General features: G+C 53.2%; 11 protein-coding genes. 10 read left to right on the top strand and 1 reads right to left on the bottom strand.

All coding sequences use genetic code 11. From position 1 onward, the window contains the following. The first annotated feature begins 262 nt into the window (after nt 1-262). From glgB to E0E17_RS05800, 6 genes are all read left to right on the top strand, one after another. A complete protein-coding gene (glgB, locus tag E0E17_RS05825) occupies nt 263-2,446 on the top strand; it encodes a 1,4-alpha-glucan branching enzyme (protein WP_130832376.1) in 2,184 nt (727 codons plus the stop codon). Then, complete coding sequence (gene glgX / locus E0E17_RS05820) at nt 2,446-4,425, top strand: glycogen debranching protein GlgX (protein WP_130832374.1); 1,980 nt, start codon at nt 2,446-2,448, stop codon at nt 4,423-4,425. Before glgB ends, glgX begins: the two co-directional genes overlap by 1 nt. A 13-nt stretch (nt 4,426-4,438) precedes the next feature. Beyond that, on the top strand, nt 4,439-5,722 hold the full coding sequence (gene glgC / locus E0E17_RS05815) for a glucose-1-phosphate adenylyltransferase (RefSeq protein WP_130832372.1): 1,284 nt from the start codon (nt 4,439-4,441) through the stop codon (nt 5,720-5,722). 75 nt (nt 5,723-5,797) lie between these two features. Further along, nucleotides 5,798-7,231 (top strand): glycogen synthase GlgA, encoded by a 1,434-nt coding sequence (gene glgA, locus E0E17_RS05810; protein ID WP_130832370.1) that lies wholly within the window; start codon nt 5,798-5,800, stop codon nt 7,229-7,231. Between the two features lie 21 nt (nt 7,232-7,252). Then, complete coding sequence (gene glgP / locus E0E17_RS05805) at nt 7,253-9,700, top strand: glycogen phosphorylase (protein ID WP_130832368.1); 2,448 nt, start codon at nt 7,253-7,255, stop codon at nt 9,698-9,700. Nucleotides 9,701-10,321: 621 nt separating this feature from the next. Next, a complete protein-coding gene (locus tag E0E17_RS05800; protein WP_130832366.1) occupies nt 10,322-13,756 on the top strand; it encodes a hypothetical protein in 3,435 nt (1,144 codons plus the stop codon). Between the two features lie 768 nt (nt 13,757-14,524). On the opposite strand, the gene glpD is transcribed toward E0E17_RS05800, so the two are convergent. After that, a complete protein-coding gene (glpD, locus tag E0E17_RS05795) occupies nt 14,525-16,033 on the bottom strand; it encodes a glycerol-3-phosphate dehydrogenase (protein WP_130832364.1) in 1,509 nt (502 codons plus the stop codon). Nucleotides 16,034-16,261: 228 nt separating this feature from the next. On the opposite strand from glpD, the gene glpE reads away from it, so the two are divergent. From glpE to malQ, 4 genes are all read left to right on the top strand, one after another. Beyond that, nucleotides 16,262-16,588 (top strand): thiosulfate sulfurtransferase GlpE, encoded by a 327-nt coding sequence (gene glpE / locus E0E17_RS05790; RefSeq protein ID WP_207302044.1) that lies wholly within the window; start codon nt 16,262-16,264, stop codon nt 16,586-16,588. 39 nt (nt 16,589-16,627) lie between these two features. Further along, nucleotides 16,628-17,452, top strand: a complete 825-nt coding sequence (gene glpG / locus E0E17_RS05785) for a rhomboid family intramembrane serine protease GlpG (RefSeq protein WP_130832359.1) — start codon at nt 16,628-16,630, stop codon at nt 17,450-17,452. A 50-nt stretch (nt 17,453-17,502) separates the two neighbouring features. Beyond that, the gene (locus E0E17_RS05780) at nt 17,503-18,261 is read left to right on the top strand and encodes a DeoR/GlpR family transcriptional regulator (RefSeq protein ID WP_130832357.1); all 759 of its coding nucleotides are present in this window, start codon (nt 17,503-17,505) and stop codon (nt 18,259-18,261) included. Between the two features lie 186 nt (nt 18,262-18,447). Further along, on the top strand, nt 18,448-20,502 hold the full coding sequence (malQ, locus tag E0E17_RS05775; RefSeq protein ID WP_130832354.1) for a 4-alpha-glucanotransferase: 2,055 nt from the start codon (nt 18,448-18,450) through the stop codon (nt 20,500-20,502). Nucleotides 20,503-20,551 lie beyond the last annotated feature (49 nt).

The raw sequence follows: 20,551 nt of genomic DNA, 5'->3' as shown, positions 1-20,551 counted from the left end.
TTCCCCTTTTTGACAGGGGAAAAATAATTTTTTGCTTTCTTTCCTGGCATCTGCCAACCCCAAGCTATGATTTAACCATGATGTGCCGGTAGTTAACTGTTTTTGCTTTCCGAACTGAATAGTTGTTGTACACGGCAGAGAATTTTCACATGGATGGATAGCTTCTCTGCCGGTGTACTCATGGCTCAATAAAACGCAGCGCACGTGACGAGGACAAGACCGTCTCGCTCATTGGCCTGCCCTATAACACAGGAAGAAAGTCATGTCAGAATTTCCCGATCGCCAGGCGATCAACGCCCTGTTTACGGGCAATTACGCCGACCCCTTTTCACTGCTGGGGATGCACCGGACGGAACAAGGGCTGGAAGTACGCGCCCTGCTGCCCGAAGCCTCCGAAGTATGGGTGATAGAAACCAAAACCGGGCGTAAATGTGCTCAACTGAAATGTCTCGATTCACGCGGCTTCTTTAGCGGCGTTATCCCGAGACGCAAAAATCCTTTTCGTTATCAGCTGGCCGTCGAGTGGCACGGGCAACAAAATTTAATTGACGATGCTTACCGCTTCGGCCCGCTGCTGGAAGAGATGGATGCCTGGCTGTTAGCCGAAGGCACGCATCTGCGCCCCTATGAGACCCTGGGCGCGCACAGCGCAGTGATCGATGGCGTTAACGGTACGCGTTTCTGCGTCTGGGCGCCGAACGCTCAGCGCGTCTCGGTGGTAGGCGATTTTAACTTTTGGGATGGCCGCCGCCATCCGATGCGTTTGCGGCGTGAACTGGGGATCTGGGAGCTGTTTGTGCCCGGCGCGCACAATGGTCAGCTCTATAAATATGAAATTCTCGATGCCAATGGCCAGCTGCGCATCAAGGCCGACCCCTTTGCCTTTGAGGCTCAAATGCGTCCGGAAACGGCATCCATGATTTGCGGCTTGCCAAATAAGGTAGAGATGAGCGAGACGCGTAAGGCGGCCAACGCCTTTGATAAGCCGATCTCTATTTATGAAGTGCACCTGGGTTCCTGGCGTCGCCATACCGATAACAACTTCTGGCTCAGCTATAAAGAGCTGGCGGAGCAGCTTATCCCCTACGTTAAAGATATGGGGTTCACTCATATTGAGCTGCTGCCCATCAATGAGCATCCGTTCGACGGCAGCTGGGGTTATCAGCCGCTGGGCATGTATGCGCCAACGCGCCGCTTCGGTACGCGCGACGAGTTCCGTGATTTTGTTGCCGCCGCTCATGAGGCGGGGCTGAACGTCCTGCTCGACTGGGTGCCGGGACATTTTCCGATGGATGATTTCGGCCTGGCGAAATTTGATGGCACCGAGCTCTATGAGCACAGCGATCCGCGCGAAGGGTTCCATCAGGACTGGAAAACGCTGATCTATAACTTTGGCCGGCGCGAAGTCAGTAATTATCTCTCCGGAAACGCCCTCTACTGGCTGGAGCGCTTCGGGATAGATGGCCTGCGCGTCGATGCCGTGGCGTCCATGATTTATCGTGACTACAGCCGTGCTGAAGGAGAGTGGATCCCCAATCACTATGGCGGGCGCGAAAACCTCGAGGCGATGACGTTTTTGCGTTACACCAACCGGACGCTGGGACGTGCCGCGCCGGGCACCATCACCGTGGCGGAAGAGTCTACCGATTTCCCTGGCGTCACCCGACCGCCGGAAGGCGGCGGTCTGGGTTTCTGGTTCAAGTGGAACCTGGGCTGGATGCACGACACGCTTGATTACATGAAGCTCGATCCCATCTATCGTCGCCATCACCACAATCTGATGACCTTTGGCATGGTCTATAACTACACGGAGAATTTCGTGCTGCCGCTGTCGCACGATGAAGTAGTGCATGGCAAACGCTCGATTCTGGATCGTATGCCGGGCGATGCCTGGCAGAAATTCGCCAACCTGCGTGCCTATTACGGCTGGATGTGGGCCTTCCCGGGGAAAAAACTGCTGTTTATGGGCGGTGAATTTGCTCAGGGGCGCGAATGGAACCATGACACCAGCCTCGACTGGCATCTGCTGGAGGGTGACGACAACTGGCATCACGGCGTACAGCGTCTGGTACGCGATCTTAACCACACCTATCGCCATTATCCGGCCCTCTATCAGCTCGACTACGACCCGCAGGGCTTTGACTGGCTGGTAGTGGATGATTACGACAACTCCGTGTTTGTATTTGCCCGTCGCGACCGTGACGGTAATGAAATCATCGTGGCCAGCAACTTTACGCCGGTGCCGCGTGAGCATTACCGCTTCGGCGTGAATCAGGCGGGCGGCTGGCGCGAGGTGTTGAATACCGACCAGCATGATTATCACGGCAGCAATATGCGCAATCCGCAGGTGGTGTATACCGACGCGGTGCCGAGTCACGGACGTGATCAGTCGTTGAGCCTGACACTTCCGCCGCTGTCAACCCTCTGGCTGGTACGGGAGGCTTGATGACGTTGTATCCCGGCAGGCCAGAACCGCCAGGCGCCAGTTATGACGGCAGGGGCGTGAACTTTACGCTCTTTTCGCAGCATGCTGAGCGCGTTGAACTCTGCCTGTTTGACGAGTATGGCGCGGAGCGCCGCTTTGACTTGCCGGGACGTGAAGGAAATATCTGGCACGGCTATTTCCCGTCGTTAAAGCCGGGACAGCGTTATGGCTATCGGGTGCATGGCCCCTGGGCTCCGCACCAGGGTCATCGCTTTAACCCGGCGAAACTGTTGCTTGATCCCTGCGCTCGCGCGGTAGAGGGGGATGTGGTCGACGATCCCTGTTTTCAGTGCGGTCTGGAGAGTCCAGACCCCCGGGATAGCGCAGCGCTGGCACCGCGCAGCCTGGTGGTCGCCGAAGACTTTGACTGGGACGAGGACAAGCCGCCGCGCATCTCCTGGGGAAACACAGTGATCTATGAAGCGCACGTGCGTGGGCTGACGCAGCAACATCCGGAAATTCCGGAAACGCTGCGGGGGACTTACGCCGCGCTGGGCCATCCTGTTATGGTGGATTACCTGCGTCGTCTTGGCATTACCGCGATTGAGCTCCTGCCGATCGCCTGTTTTGCTACCGAGCCCCGTCTGATGCGCCTCGGCCTGAGCAACTACTGGGGCTATAACCCGCTGGCGTTCTGGGCCGTCCATCCCGGTTACGCCAGTGGGCAGGAAGGAAAGACGCCGCTGCAGGAGTTTCAACAGGCGGTAAAAGACCTCCATGCCGCAGGCATTGAGGTCTTGCTGGATGTGGTGTTCAACCACACCGCCGAGCTGGAGGAGACTGGCCCCACACTCTCTCTGCGCGGCGTGGATAATGCCAGCTATTACTGGCTGGACGAACCGGGCACCTGTAAAAACTGGACCGGCTGCGGCAACACCCTGAACCTCAGCCATCCTCAGGTGTTGCATGAGTTGCTGGAGTGTCTGCGTTACTGGGTCAACGTCTGTCATGTAGATGGCTTTCGCTTTGATCTGGCGACCGTACTGGGCCGTACGCCGGATTATCGCCAGGATGCCGGGTTTTTTACGGCAATTCAGGCGTGTCCGGTGCTGTCACAAGTGAAACTGATTGCAGAACCCTGGGATATTGGTCCCGGCGGCTACCAGCCAGGCCATTTTCCGTCGCCTTTCGCTGAGTGGAACGATCATTTCCGCGACGCGGCGCGCCGTTACTGGCTGCATGGCGACCTGAGCAACGGCGACTTCGCCCGTTGCTTTGCTGCCTCCAGTTCACTTTTCCAGCACACGGGGCGTCCGCCCTCCGCCAGCATTAATCTGATTACCGCGCATGACGGTTTTACCTTGCGCGACCTGGTGAGTTTTAACCGTAAACATAATGAAGCCAACGGCGAAGATAACCGCGATGGCAGCAACAGTAACTACAGCCATAACCATGGTGTGGAAGGGCTACAGGTATCGCGGGATATCGCGTTTGCCCGCCGTCAGAGCGTGCATGGTCTGCTGACGACGCTGCTGCTGGCGCAGGGCACGCCAATGCTGCTGGCGGGTGATGAGCGGGGACAAACGCAGCACGGGAATAACAACGCCTACTGTCAGGACAACATCCTGAGCTGGATTGACTGGCAAGGGGGCGATAGCGGACTGGTCGACTTCACGGCTGCCTTGATTCATCTGCGTCAGCGTATTCCGGCGCTGACCATGGATCGCTGGTGGCAAGAGGACGACGGCAACGTGCAGTGGCTGAATGCCAGCGGCAAGCCACTGAAGAAAGAGGAATGGGAGCAGGGGACGCACAGATTGCAGATCCTGCTTTCCAGCCGCTGGTTAATAACAATAAACGCCACGGACGCCGTGAGTGATATCACCTTACCAGACGGAGAATGGCGTGCCATTCCTCCTTTCGCCGGGGATGAAAACCCGATCCTGTTAACTGTCTGGCATGGATCCGCGCACGGTGTGTGTGTGTTCCAAAAGCAATGATAAGGAGTCAGACATGGTCAAATTCGATAGAACTGACGAAATGATGCTGGCGCGCCAGCTGCCAGCACAGACCGTCGCCCTCATACTCGCAGGCGGACGCGGCACGCGGTTGAAAGATTTGACTGCCGAGCGTGCCAAACCCGCCGTCCACTTCGGTGGGAAATTCCGCATCATCGACTTCGCACTTTCTAACTGCATTAACTCCGGTATCCGCCGTATTGGTGTGATTACACAATATCAATCCCACTCGCTGGTGCAGCATATTCAGCGCGGCTGGTTTCTGTTCAACGAAGAGATGAATGAGTTTGTCGACCTGCTGCCAGCCCAACAGCGCTTCTCCACCGAGCACTGGTATCGCGGTACGGCGGATGCGGTTACCCAAAACCTCGACATTATTCGCCGCTATAACGCGCAGTACATCGTGATCCTCGCCGGGGATCATATCTACAAAATGGACTACTCACGCATGCTGCTGGATCACGTTGGCAACGAGGCGAAATGCACCATCGCCTGCCTGCCGGTGCCGATCCATGAGGCGACCGCGTTCGGCGTGATGGCGGTAGATGAAGAGAACAAGGTGATCGATTTTGTCGAAAAACCGCCTCAGCCGCCAGCAATGCCCGGCGATGATACTCAGGCACTGGCAAGTATGGGTATCTATGTCTTCAATGCAGACTATCTTTATCAGTTGCTGGAAGAAGATCTGCTCGAGCCCAACTCAAATCATGATTTCGGTAAAGACCTGCTGCCGAAAATCGTCGCCAGTGGCGAAGCCTTTGCGCACTCTTTCACGCTCTCCTGCGTGCAGAATGACAGCGAGGCGATGCCTTACTGGCGCGACGTCGGGACGCTGGAAGCCTACTGGCGTGCCAACCTCGACCTGGCGTCGGTCACGCCTGAGCTGGATATGTATGACCATGAGTGGCCGATACGCACGCATATGGAACAGTTGCCGCCTGCCAAGTTTGTGCAGGACCGCTCCGGCAGCCACGGGATGACCATGAATTCGCTGGTCTCCGGCGGCTGCATTATCTCCGGGTCGGTGGTGGTGAACTCGGTACTGTTCCCGCGCGTGCGTGTGAATTCTTTTTGCAATATTGACTCCAGCGTGCTGCTCCCGGATGTGGTCGTTGGCCGATCCTGCCGCCTGCGCCGCTGCGTGATTGATCGCGCCTGCGTGTTGCCGGAAGGGATGGTGATCGGTGAAAACCCCGATGAAGACAGCCGCCGGTTTTACCGTTCCGAAGAGGGCATCGTGCTGGTGACTCGCGGCATGCTGGCCAAACTGGCGGGTTAGGGTCACTGAGTGACGAAAAGGTACACATACAATCGACGCGAGGATCGCGCCTGATTAGCATAATAGGGGTTGAGGATGCAGGTTTTACATGTCTGTTCAGAACTTTTCCCGCTGCTGAAAACCGGCGGGCTGGCTGATGTAGTAGGGGCATTACCACAGGCGCAAATTGCCGGTGGCACGGATACGCGGGTGCTGCTGCCCGCTTTTCCTGACCTGCGCAAGGGAATCACAAGCACGGAAGTGGTCGCTGAACTGCAGACATTTGCAGGTTTTGTGCGCTTACATTTTGGCCATTACAATGGCGTTGGCATCTATCTGATTGAAGCGCCGGGGCTGTATGACCGTCCCGGCAGTCCCTATCATGATGAGTCACAATTTGCCTATACCGATAACTATTTGCGCTTTGCGCTGCTGGGATGGATGGGCTGCGAGCTGGCCTGCGGACTGGATACCTACTGGCGTCCTGATATTGTGCATGCGCATGACTGGCATGCGGGGCTGACCTGCGCTTATCTGGAGGCGCGCGGCCGGCCGGCAAAATCGGTCTTTACCGTACACAACCTGGCTTATCAGGGCCTGTTCTACGCGCATCATATGGAGGAGATCCAGCTGCCGCCTGCGTTTTTCAATATGCACGGGCTGGAATTCCATGGCCAGATCTCCTATCTGAAGGCGGGACTCTATTATGCCGACCACATTACGGCGGTGAGTCCCACCTATGCGCATGAGATAACCCGACCGGAGTTTGGCTACGGCATGGAGGCACTGCTGGCGCAGCGTCTGCTGGAAGGACGGCTCAGCGGGATTCTCAACGGGGTCGATCCGGCGATCTGGGATCCGACACACGACCTGTTGCTGACAGCGCGCTATAACCGCGATACGCTGGATGCCAAAGCGGAGAACAAGCGTCAGCTGCAGATTGCCATGGGCCTGAAAGTTGACGACAGCGTGCCGGTGTTTGCCGTGGTCAGCCGGTTAACCCGTCAGAAGGGGCTCGATCTGGTACTGGAAGCTTTGCCGGGGCTGCTGGCGCAGGGCGGGCAACTGGTGCTGCTGGGGCAAGGCGATGCCGAGCTACAGCAAGGTTTCCTCGCCGCGGCGGCGGAACATCCGGGCCAGGTGGGCGTACAGATTGGTTACCATGAGGCCTTTTCGCACCGCATTATGGGTGGCGCGGATGTCATTATGGTGCCGAGCCGCTTTGAACCGTGCGGTCTGACGCAACTCTACGGCCTGAAATATGGCACGCTACCCCTGGTACGTCGGACTGGCGGACTGGCGGATACCGTGAATGACAGCTCGCTGGAGAACCTGGCGGATGGTATCGCCAGCGGCTTCAGTTTTGAAGACAGCAACGCCTGGTCCTTGCTGCGCGCGATCCGCCGGGCTTTTGTCTTATGGTCTCGACCTTCGCTCTGGCGTTATGTCCAGCGTCAGGCGATGGGGATGGATTTCAGTTGGCAAGTGGCAGCACAATCCTACCGCGATCTTTATCAACGTTTGCTGTAATGAGAGATTGGGATACCGGATATGAAAGCACCTTTCACCTATGCCTCACCCACACTGACAGCGGAAGCTTTAAAGCACTCCATTGCCTATAAACTGATGTTTACCATTGGCAAAGATCCCTCAATCGCCAATAAGCATGAGTGGCTGAACGCGGCGTTGCTGGCGGTACGCGATCGTATGGTGGAACGCTGGCTGCGTTCCAGCCGTGCGCAGCTGTCACAGGATGTGCGGCAGGTTTACTATCTGTCGATGGAGTTCCTGATGGGACGCACCCTCTCCAATGCGTTACTGGCGATGGGGATCTATGACGATCTTAACCAGGCACTGGAAGAAATGGGGCTGGATCTGGCGGAGCTGCTGGAGGAGGAGAATGATCCCGGCTTAGGCAATGGCGGCCTGGGCCGTCTTGCCGCCTGCTTTCTCGACTCCCTTGCCACGCTCGGCCTGCCTGGACGCGGTTACGGTATTCGCTACGATTACGGCATGTTCAAGCAGAACATCGTCGATGGCGAGCAGAAAGAATCTCCTGACTACTGGCTGGAGTATGGCAACCCCTGGGAGTTTCAGCGCTTCAATACCCGTTATAAAGTGCGTTTTGGCGGGCGCATCCAGCATGAAGGCAACAAGGTACGCTGGCTGGAGACCGAAGAGATCCTGGCGATGGCCTACGATCAGATTATCCCCGGCTACGATACCGATGCCACCAACACGCTACGCTTATGGGGCGCGCAGGCCAGTAACGAAATCAATCTGGGGAAATTTAATCAGGGCGACTACTTCGCGGCAGTGGAAGATAAAAACCACTCGGAGAATGTGTCGCGCGTGCTCTATCCCGATGATTCCACTTCGTCAGGCCGCGAGCTGCGTCTGCGTCAGGAGTATTTCCTTGTCTCCGCCACGGTGCAAGATATCCTGCACCGCCACTGGCGCATGCACCAGACCTGGGACAACCTTGCCGATAAGGTTGCTATTCACCTGAATGATACCCACCCGGTGCTGGCAATCCCGGAGCTGATGCGCTTGCTGATCGATGAGTACAAATTCAGCTGGGACGATGCGTTTGAGGTGACCTGCCAGGTCTTCTCCTACACCAACCATACGCTGATGAGCGAGGCGCTGGAAACCTGGCCGGTGGATATGTTCGGCCGCATTCTGCCGCGCCATCTCGGCATTATTTTTGAGATCAATGACTATTTCCTGAAAACCATTCAGGACTATTACCCGGATGACTGGGATTTGCTGTCGCGTATCTCGATTATCGACGAAAACAATGGCCGTCAGGTGCGTATGGCCTGGCTGGCGGTGGTGGTCAGTCATAAGGTCAATGGCGTCTCGGAACTGCACTCGAATCTGATGGTGAAGTCGCTGTTTGCCGACTTTGCCCGCCTGTTTCCCGGTCGCTTCTGTAATAAAACCAACGGCATTACGCCACGCCGCTGGCTGGCGCTGGCAAATCCGGCGCTCTCAGAGGTACTGGATGAAAACATTGGCCGTAACTGGCGTACCGACCTCAGCATGCTCTCTGAGCTGACGCCGCAAATCGATTATCCTGCGTTTATTGAGCGTATCGCCGAGGCGAAGTTTACCAATAAGCAGCGTCTGGCGGAGTGGGTGGCGAGAAACCTGGATATCGTGCTCGATCCGCACGCTTTGTTTGATGTGCAGATCAAGCGTATCCACGAGTACAAACGGCAGCTGCTGAATGTACTGCATGTGATCACGCGCTATAACCGCATCAAAGCGGAGCCGGAAGCCGACTGGGTGCCACGGGTGAATATTTTTGCCGGTAAGGCCGCTTCGGCCTACTACATGGCGAAGCATATCATTCATCTGATCAACGATGTGGCGAAGGTGATCAATAACGATCCGCAGGTGAAGAACAAGCTGAAGGTGGTATTTATTCCCAACTACAGCGTAAGTCTCGCCCAGATCATTATTCCGGCAGCGGATCTCTCGGAACAGATCTCCACGGCGGGCACCGAAGCTTCCGGCACCAGCAATATGAAGTTTGCCCTGAATGGCGCGCTCACTATCGGGACGCTGGATGGTGCCAATGTCGAAATACGTGAGCACGTCGGTGACGAAAATATCTTTATCTTCGGCAATACCACACCGGAAGTGGAGGCGCTGCGCCGCAACGGCTACAGCCCACGTAAATATTTCGAAGAGGATGCGGAACTGCATCAGGTATTGACGCAGATCGCCACCGGCGTTTTCAGTCCGCAGGAGCCGGAACGCTATCGCAATATTTTCGACTCGCTGGTTAACCTGGGCGATCATTATCAGCTGCTGGCCGATTATCGCAGTTATGTGGATACGCAGGATAAAGTGGATGCGCTCTACCGTCAGCCGGAGGAGTGGCAGCGCCGTGCGGCGATGAACATCGCCAATATGGGCTACTTCTCTTCTGACCGTACTATTCAGGAATATGCCGATGAGATCTGGAATATCTCGCCGGTGAGGTTGTAAAACGGTCGCCTGCAGGCCCACCCCGGCACAGGGGTGGGATTTATCCCCCCTATAAACCCACCTGTTCTTTCCTGTCAGAAAGTGCTTTTTTGGAAGCATAGCAGTAATAACAAATTAATAATTAACTAATTAATGATAAGAATGCCATAGCATAAGCTGAGGTAAAAACTGCTGACTTAACTATTGATGTTTTGCCAGCCTGTTTTTAACAGATAACTGACCAGGCCTTAATCAGATTGTGAATAAATCATTCAGGTTAACGCGACGCATCGGTGAATTCAGTTATCTGTCCGTGATTTTTAAGATAACAAATATAAGGTAATCATAAAGAGTTAATTAATAATAAGAAATTGTGTTTTTAAACCGCTGTAATCAGAGTGTTCATATCCAGTCTGAGTTTCAGTCTTATATTAAAAGGCCACGGATAATTAATATCATATTTATGATTTGCTGGTCTGGTAAAAAAGTAGCTAAGTAAGAATGATATTTATAACGCAGAATAAAATTTAATTTTTATTTTAAGCTGATTAAGGTTTTCTCCAGGGGGGCGTTTTTATCAGCCCTGATGTGCCTGGAGTGAATTTTTACTGCCTGTAATAACGATAGAAAGGAATAATGCTTATGCCTATACACAGCCTTAGCGCACATATTAAAAGAACCGGGGACTATATCGGGGAACAGGATTTTAAAGCCAGAGAGCTAAAGGTTAACCGATGGGTACGTAATCTGGCGAAACACCCGGGAAATGAGAATCAACAGATGACAGCCAATGCCGTGTTAGGTCTTGTCGAAGTTTTCACGGCTGCAAATATTTATGTCAACAGCAGCCCCATCCCGAATAATACGGGGGAAAAAAGAATTGACAGCTCGGGTATGGATGAAAGCAACAATATGGCCACAGGCGCAGCGTTAAAAAAAAACGGGGCCGGCTTGCCCGTAAATAATATAAAAAACCGTACGAACGCAGATGGTGAATTTATACAATCCGTATCAACCCCCGCTATTAGCGCACTGCTGGCTGCTGATGGAAATTTGTTTTCAACTGCTGCGCAGCGCGCATCTCGCGTTAAGAAAAGCAACGCTGGTATCACAATTAAAAGCTTCAAAAAACCTGGCAATAATTCTCAAAAGCGCGCCTCCGGAATAAATAAGTCAAGAGTAAAACGCAGCCAGGATGAAAGAGAAACGGCATCCTCTACTGAAACGACTAAACCATTAACAACTGCCCTGACAGAAAATGGCGAAAAGAGCAGAACATCTGGTGCAGAAGTGACCGCGCACACTAAACCAGGCGTAGCCGAAACGCCGGCTAACGGTACGATAACGGCTGTTCCGCCTCCGCCTGGCGCAATCTCTGGTTCAGAACAACCGAAGAACAAAAATAAAAATATTGTTAACCGGTTAGAGGAGTATCTGTCTGCAAGAAACAGTGGTGAGCAGATTAAAGGGAAAGAAGCACTATTAGCAGAAATAGCTGAACTGTTGCTTACCGGACAGCAGAAGGCAATACACCTGGATCGGCGTTCGCATCTCAGGGGTATAGCAAGCGTAATTATGCAGAATGAAAGAGGCTATGTGGAGGAAACCTTAAAAACAGCGATGGCAAAAGAGTATGTACGGGACTGGTTAATCAGGGAGATCCTTGGCGGCACGCCAGCAATTTACATGGCGCAGCCCCTGGAAAAGGCCAGAGCGTTTAATACTGAATTAACGGTTGCAAACCTGCTCGACGCGCTTTCACTTGAAGGAGTAAAATCAAACGGTAAAATTGATTTTAAGCTGCTGACTGCGAAGCAGCGCGCGTCACTAGAAAAATTCTGGCAGGACGTGTCCGGGAAAGAACTCACTTTTCTTTATCAGTTTGAAAATGATTCAGAAATCCTGAAGCTGCCACTACACAGTATCGATTTTTTTATTTTACACGCCGGCCTCCGTTATATCATTAAAACGGGGGGGAATGTCAGGCTGCACAGTAAAGAACAGATATTTGAGCTGGGTGTTAAATTACTGGACAGAGCTACTGGCAGTGCGGTTAATAACGACGCGATTGACTTCTTTTTTATGCCAGCGCTTTTTTACCGGCAATACGTTGCGCCGGCTATCTTACGTACTGAAAACGGCGATACAGGTTTTGAAGAAAAAATTGAGATTGTTTCTTCTTATATTAAATTATGGAGAGAGATTGCTGCGCAAAAAGAAGAGGTGGCCCGAAAATTTGAAAATTATTCACGTTCGCGCCAGGCGTGGCTCCCTAAGTCTGCGCTGGCTGCTGAATATGTGGCATCCTGCGAGAAAAACAAATCTGCCAGGAGGCCACGGTTTGTTGACGCTTTTTTGCCAGACTATAAATATTTTCAAAAGCAAAACTATATTGATGGTGTGAATAAACCCTGCGCGACTGCGGCAGACAGTCTGGACGAGGAATATAAAAGAAGGACTTTCATGTTGGCTGAAGATTATTCTTTGCTGCTTGAAGGCGCTATCAAATCTGCCCTGGGTAATAGTCCGGACGCAGAGTTTATTTTTAACAAAGGCAATAAGATACGTTCTGTAGAAATCACTATTAATATTGAGTATGAAAAACCAGTTGCAACGCCAGAGGGTCTACTTTATCCGATAATAATGAATGAAAAGGTAGGTCTTAATCAGTTTGTTGTCGCTTTTTCGGTAAAAACACCTGAGGGAGAAGAACGTATCTATGCCTTATCTCATCAGGATGATAATACGTTCCAACTGCACCGTACTGACAGGGCAGGTGAAGAGTACGTTAAGCTTGATCTTCTGGGTGGCGATAAAAATATAGTGAACAACTGGTTAAGAGACGGAAAGCTCAATGGCGTTACGGTAGACTATGCTGTTGAAGAATATTTGACAGGCCAGAATGAAGATAGCCTTGCTGTTGACGAGAGATTAAGAGTTTTTTTCAGGGAAAAAGTATATGATTATTTTTATAAGCTTGGAGAAAGCAAATCCGATTTACAGCATTTAATTGAGCTGGGAAAGGATCTCGTTCCTTTTTACCGTTTTGTGGAAGCGGTAATGAAAGGTGATAAGAGTGAGGCTGTAAGTGAGTTTCTTCTGGAAATAGCAGGAGTTTTCCCGGGAATAAAAAGTGGGGTTAAAGGCTCTTACAGACTCAGCCGAACTTTAATAAAACAAATTAAAAAAATCCCTGACGTAAAATCTGCCGTTAAAATAATAAAAAAAACAGGAGGAACTGATTGGGATAAGTTAACAGAATTCGAGAAGTCGGCAGATAGTTTTATTCATCATAATGAGGCCCTGATTGAAAGTCGGTTACCGCTGAGTAAAAGTTATGAGGAAAAGCTTCGTTTATATGTAAATCAGAAAAACGCAGAGCTGGAAGAAAATTCCTATGCTGTAGCACATTTCGCAGGAGAAGAAGAATCCCCTGTGGTGGTCAGGAAGATCGATCAGTTTGATCAAGAAGAGATATATGTTCTGGTGAACCCGGACACGGAAAGACTATTCGGGAAAAAGTACACTCTCACTAAGTTTAATAGTTTAATTCCTTTTACTGAAACTTCAGGTGTATGCCTGTTAAAAACCAGAGTACGCAGAGCGCTACCCAAAAAGGTTGGTGAGGATAGTAGTCTTAAATATGAGAAAAATTGCGTGGCAATGACGTTATCTAAAATATTCAAAACCGGTGTTAATGATGCTATTGCAAAATTAATGGAAAATGGCTGGATCAAGAGTGGACGTGATTTAGAGAACGAAAGCATTATTTTAATCATTATGGAAAAATTAGGGATGAAAAAAGCTTTTGATAATCAACAGTGGGGTTACGTTCACAGAAAATTAAAAACTATGCCGGACGGGAGGTATTTTGCTGTTAATAGTGGTAAACATAAGTTTGGCGAAGGTGATGGTCATGCGTTTACAGTAATAGTAAAAAAAGGCAGTGTGGGAGTGGCTGGAAATAATGCGGAAACTATTGAGGTGCAATATAACAGAGCAATAAGAAATTCAGATAACATTATGGTTTGGGGTCCCTTTCAGGATAAATTCAATTTCAATGCTCCACGTCACTAACGCCAGCGCTGGCATAGCGCGTATCTGAAAAGATAATCAGATGGAAAAATTTTATTTACACGCCAGGGACGGCGGCGTTAACGCAACGGCAGCAGAATGTATACTATTTTGCAGCGCAGGCAGAATGGCATTAGCGCAGAGGCGATCGTTACCGGCATTTTCAACCCGCAGGCACCGGAACGCTATTGCATGATTTTTTGCTTCACAGGAGGAAGCTGAACGCTCAACGACAGTTGATGGGGGATGGCTGCAGTTTTGTGATTAACTCACACAATATGTTTACCTGTTGTTTATAGCAGAGAAGGTAAGGCGCGAGCTGTACAAGAATATTTTCAGAAAAAGGGTGGTATTCTTCAGGTAACTATTGAAGACAGAACTGCATTAACTTTATGCGTTAAAGATGGAAATTATGTTCATAAAGAAAGGCACTTAAATTTTAACATTGATTTTAGAGATAGGGGGCGCTGTTAAATAAGTAATTAGTATTAAAGAGAATGACGTTGTATTCAGGGCCATAGCCGTCAGCGATGACATCTGTGCCGCTCAGGGCAACGTTAATGCTAATGCTCCTGATAGTGTCACCCGTGAAAGGTATACTAAACTCTCCCCGGGAACTTATATGCGGAAAAGGCGGTAATGACCGATGCATCTACGCATCCTGGCCGCGAAGGCCGGGATGCGTAGATTTTGGCTTTGATTGGTAAAATTTATATTTGCTTATTTACATACCAGCGCCAGATATCGCGATGCTGGCAGCACCAGAGATAGTTACGACGCCAGCGACATCACCGGTTTCCGGCTATGATTTGCCAGCCACTCCCTGATACGCGCCTGTTCCGCTTCGCTCAGCCACATGCCCTGTTTGGTGCGGCGCCAGATAGCATCATCCAGCTCGCGCACCCATTCGTTTTGCACCAGATAACGCAATTCCGCCTCGTAGAATTCGTGGCCGAAGTTCTCACCCAGATCCTGCAGGCTCTGTGCGCCTTCAAGCAGCTTCTCGCTATTGCTGCCGTAAGTGCGGGCATAGTGACGTGCCATACCTTCACTGATGAACGGATAACGTCGACGCAGGCTGGCCGCATAATCTTCGCGGGTACCGGAAATGTTGCCGCCCGGCAATACGCAGTTTTTGGTCCAGGCTGGCCCGATATTGGTATAGTATTTCGCCAATTTCTCCAGCGCATGCTCGGCCAGTTTGCGATAGGTGGTCAGCTTGCCGCCAAACACAGAGAGCAGCGGGGCCTGACCGTTATCGTCACGTACATCCAGCGTATAGTCACGGGTAATTGCCTGCGGTGAATCGGACTCATCATCACACAGCGGACGCACGCCAGAGTATGTCCAGACGATATCATCGCGTACCAAAGTACGTTTAAAGTGGCCGTTATACACTTTCAGCAGGTAATCGATTTCGTTATCGTCAATTTTGACGTTACGCGGATCGCCTTTGTACTCCACATCGGTGGTGCCGATGATGGAAAACTCATCCATCCACGGGATAACAAACACGATACGATTATCTTCGTTCTGCAGAATGTACGCCTGCTTTTCATTGTGCACGCGCGGCACCACAATATGGCTGCCCTTGATCAGGCGGATGCCATACGGGGATTTCAGCTGTAGCCCGTCGTCAAAGAACTCTTTCACCCAGGGGCCGGCAGCATTCACCAGACCTTTGGCACGGAAGGTGAAGTGTTCGCCGCTGTCGGTATCTTCGGCTTCCACCATCCACATGCCTTCTTCACGCCAGGCGCGGGTCACGCGGGTGCGGGTACGCACTTCACCGCCGCGTTTCACCACTTCCTGCGCGTTCAGCACCACCAGACGCGCATCGTCAACCCAGCAGTCAGAATATTCGAAACCGCGCGTAATTTCCGGTTTCAGAGCGGAATCCGCGCCAAAACGCAAACTCTTACTGCCCGGCAGGCTGGTGCGTTTACCCAGGTGGTCATACATAAACAGACCGGTACGGATCATCCAGGCCGGACGCAGATGCGGACGGTGCGGCAGACGGAAGCGCATCGGGAAAGCGATATGCGGTGCCATCTTCAGTAATACTTCACGTTCGGCCAGCGCTTCGCTCACCAGACGGAATTCATAATGTTCAAGGTAGCGCAGGCCACCATGGATCAGTTTCGAGCTGGCAGAGGAGGTTGCACAGGCCAAATCCCGCGCCTCCAGCATCAGCACAGACAGTCCGCGTCCTGCGGCGTCAGCCGCAATGCCGGCACCGTTGATGCCGCCGCCGATCACGATCAGGTCTTTGGTTTCCACGTCATCTCCTCCGATGTTCGGAATCGTTCGCTAATGTTCGTTTTCGAGCACAATAATAATCGCAAACCAACATTGATGCCAGTCCTTAACCCAGGAAAAACAATTTTGCGTGATAGAGCTAACATTCCTGCGCTGAAAAAATCACAAGACCACAATCTTTGTCAGGTTATAGCACTGCCAACTCAGGGTACAATGGGGGCTGTTAATGACCGAAAAATGAGAGACACCATGGAAACTTTCGAATGTATTTCTGTCCGACAGGCGCAGGATTATCTGACTCAGGGCGCACTGCTGGTCGATATCCGCGATCCGCAAAGCTTCCAGGCGGCGCATGCCACGGATGCGCTGCACTTATCCAATGAAAACCTGAACAGCTTCCTGTCTCAGGCGGACATGACGCAGCCGGTGCTGGTGATGTGTTATCACGGCAACAGCAGCAAAGGGGCCGCACAGTATCTGCTTGATCAGGGATTCAAGGCTGCTTACAGCATTGATGGCGGTTTTGACGCCTGGCGCGCAGCCTTTCCGGAACAGGTCGCCTCAGATATCGCCTGAGCCGCGTCAGCGCGTCCAGAGCAAGGAGAACGGCGTAAGATGCGTATTACTCAATTGAATCATCCGCGTATGGCGCAAGCCTTTGTCGACTATATGGCAACACAAGGCGTACGTCTGCGTATTGAGCAGGATGACCACTACTACATCGTACTGGATGATGAAACCCAGGTAGAAATGGTCGAAAACGAACTTCAGCGCTTTATACGCGATCCAAACCATGCGCGTTATCAGGCGGCCAGCTGGCAGGCCGGTCATACCGGCAGCGGTCTGCGTTATCAGTCGGGCAACCTGTGGGGAAATATCCGCGCACGCGCGGGAGCGCTGACTATGAGCATCATGGTGGCTTGTGTAGCCGTTTTTCTGCTGATGCAGGTGGCAGGGGATCGCACGGTGATGGCCTGGCTCGCCTGGCCATCCGGGCAAGCGCAATATCTCCAGCTCTGGCGTTGGTTCAGCCATGCGTTGTTGCACTTTTCTCTGCTACATATCCTCTTTAACCTGCTCTGGTGGTGGTATCTTGGGGGAGCGGTAGAAAAGCGCCTCGGCAAAGGCAAACTGTTTGTTATTATGCTGATTTCCGCGCTGTTGAGCGGCTGGATGCAGGCGAAGTTCAGTGGTATCTGGTTTGGCGGTCTGTCCGGCGTGGTATATGCATTGATGGGCTATTGCTGGTTACGCGGCGAACGCGATCCGCAAAGCGGCATTTTTCTGGAGCGTGGGCTCATCGCATTCGCTATCCTGTGGCTGGTGATTGGCTGGTTTGACGCGTTTGGCTTATCCATTGCCAATGCCGCTCACGTGACCGGTTTGCTGGTGGGGCTGGCGATGGCGCTGGTGGATACCCGTAAGGTCGCGCGCCGTTAATGCCGTCACCACGATAAAAACAGGCTACAGGCCATAGACAGGAGAGTGAAGTGAAGCAGACGCAGCGTCATGACGCCATTATCGATCTGGTTCGGCGTCAGGGGTATGTCAGTACCGAAGAGTTAGTTGAGCACTTTGAGGTCAGCCCGCAAACTATCCGACGTGATCTCAACGATCTCGCGGAACAGAATAAAATTCAGCGTCATCACGGTGGCGCCGCGTTACCTTCCAGCTCCGAAAATACCGCCTGGCAGGATCGCAAAATGATGTGGTCGGCGGAAAAGGCGCGCATTGCCCAGCGTGTGGCCAGCCAGATCCCTGATGGCGCTACGCTGTTTATTGATATCGGCACCACTCCGGAAGCGGTTGCCCATGCCTTGTTGAACCACAGCAATCTGCGGGTGGTGACCAACAATCTCAACGTGGCCATGCTGTTGATGTCGAAACCCGATTTTCATCTGATTATCGCAGGCGGTGAAGTACGCACGCGCGACGGCGGTGTAATGGGTGAAGCCACGCTCGATTTCATCTCTCAATTTCGTCTCGATTACGGCATTATCGGCATCAGCGGTATCGATATGGATGGCTCGCTGCTGGAGTTCGATTATCACGAAGTGCGCACCAAACGCGCCATTATTGATAATTCGCGCTGCGTGATGCTGGTTGTCGACCATTCTAAGTTTGGCCGTAACGCGATGGTCAACCTGGGCAACATGAGCCTGCTGGATTATCTCTATACCGATCAACTGCCGCCCCCCAGCGTGATGAAAGTGATCGAACAGCATGAGGTTCACCTCGAACTCTGCTGACTCCCGCAGGCCAGTTCATCTGGCCTGCTTATGCCTTTCCCTTTTTCCTGTACTGGTACTGTCGCTTTTTTTCTCAATGCCGTCTTAACTTAAGGCGTTGCTGATGTGTCCGCGTTGATAACAGGCTGCATCAGCTTGCGCTGATACCAGCAACCTGTCTGGCAGGCATAGCGTTAAGGAGCGGTAATGAAAGAGAATCAACTGGAACAAGCAGCGAGCGCTGCCGGTATCGCCCCGAATTTTATCAATATCAAAGGCGAAGAGCAGGCGATTAGCGATGAAACTCGCCGCCAGTTACTGGCGGTGATGGCGTATACCGGGACGGCAGACGCCCCGCTGCCGCCCGTCAGGGTCTTCAGCGGCACGGCAGCACGCACGCTGCAGCTGAGCGGCAGCGGACGCTTTCACTGGCAGCTGCTGAGCGAGCAGGGCAAAACCTATAGCGGCGAGGTCGGGAGCGGTGAAACGCTGACACTGCCGCCGCGTCTGCCGCAGGGCTATCATCAGCTGACCCTCAGCCAGGGCGAACAGCAGTGGGCGACGCGTATTATTATTACGCCGCGTCGCTGTTATCAGCCGGCAGTGCTGCGGGCCGGTGGAAAGTGCTGGGGGGCGCTGGTGCAGCTTTATACGCTGCGCTCAGAACGGAACTGGGGCATCGGCGATTTTGGCGATCTGGAAAACATGCTGGTGGAAATTGCGCAACGCGGCGGCGATTTTATTGGTCTCAATCCGCTGCATGCGCTCTATCCGGCGGATCCGGAGAGCGCCAGCCCCTACAGCCCGTCATCGCGTCGCTGGCTGAATATCCTGTATATCGATGTTGCGCAGGTCGAAGATTTTCAGCAGAGTGCGGCGGCGCAGCGCTGGTGGCTGGCGGCTGAAACGCAGCAGGCGCTGGAAAAAGTACGCCGCAGCGAATGGGTCGATTACAGCGGTGTGGCGCAGCTGAAGCTGGAGGCGCTGCGCCTGGCATGGCAAACCTTCAGCCAGCGCGACGCACAGCAGCCAGCGGTACAGGCGTTTGATGCCTTTGTGGCGCAAGGCGGCGAACATCTCTGGTATCAGGCGGCCTATGATGCGCTGCAGCGGGAAAAAAAGGCGGCAGGCTGGCCCGCCTGGCCTGAAGCATGGCACAACGCCCGCCTGCCTGCGGTCCAGCGCTGGTGCGACGCACACGGCGATGAGATCCGCTTCTGGATGTGGCTGCAGTGGCTGGCGCACAGTCAGTTTGCCCGTTGCTGGCAGCGCTGCCAGCAGTTGGGCATGGCCGTGGGGCTGTACCGCGATCTGGCGGTTGGCGTGGCGGAAGGCAGCGCCGAAACCTGGCAAGATCCGGAGCTTTATCGCATGAAAGCCTCGGTGGGCGCCCCGCCGGATCGTCTCGGGCCGCTGGGACAAAACTGGGGGCTGCCGCCGATGGATCCTAACGTCCTGATGGCACGCGGTTACCAGCCATTTATCGATCTGCTGCGCGCCAATATGCGCGACTGCGGCGCCTTGCGTATCGATCATGTGATGGCGCTGCTGCGGTTGTGGTGGATCCCCTATGGCGAAACGGCGGATAAGGGGGCCTATGTTTTCTACCCGGTGGACGATCTGCTGGCGATCATGGCGCTGGAGAGCCAGCGCCATCGCTGTATGGTGATCGGTGAAGATTTGGGTATCGTGCCGAAAGAGATCATCAGCAAGCTGCGTAACAGCGGCATCTTCTCATGGAAAGTGCTGTGGTTTGAAGAGGAGCGCGACGGGACTTATCGTCAGCCGGCACGCTGGCCGCGGCAGTCGATCGCCAGCGCCAGCACGCACGATCTGCCCACCCTGTACGGTTTCTGGGAAGGGGGCGATTTTGCGCTGGGGGAAAAGCTGGGGCTTTATCCTGATGCCGCCGGATTACAAAAGCTCTACCAGCAGCGGGCGCAGCAGAAGCAGGCGTTGCTGGAGGCATTGCACCTGGCGGGCGTGCTGCCAGCAAGGAGCGCGAAACGGGCGGATAAGCTGGCGATGACGCCACAGCTGAATCGGGCGATACACCGTTATCTGGCCTCGACCGGGAGCGCTCTGCTGGGTCTGCAGCCGGAGGACTGGCTGGGACTGCCCACGCCGGTCAACGTGCCGGGTACAGTGGATGAGTATCCTAACTGGCGACGACGGTTAACCCTGACGCTGGAGGAGATGTTTGCCGACCCGGAAGTGAACAAGCTGCTGAAGGAGGTCACTCGACAGCGGCGGAAAGGGTAAACGCACTGCGACAGGATGCCCGGCGCGGCATCCTGTCGGTCAACCACAG

Origin of the sequence: [Erwinia] mediterraneensis (assembly GCF_900604315.1) — a bacterium.
Lineage (GTDB): Bacteria > Pseudomonadota > Gammaproteobacteria > Enterobacterales > Enterobacteriaceae > Pantoea > Pantoea mediterraneensis_A.
This window is presented reverse-complemented; position numbering and strand designations above follow the sequence as displayed.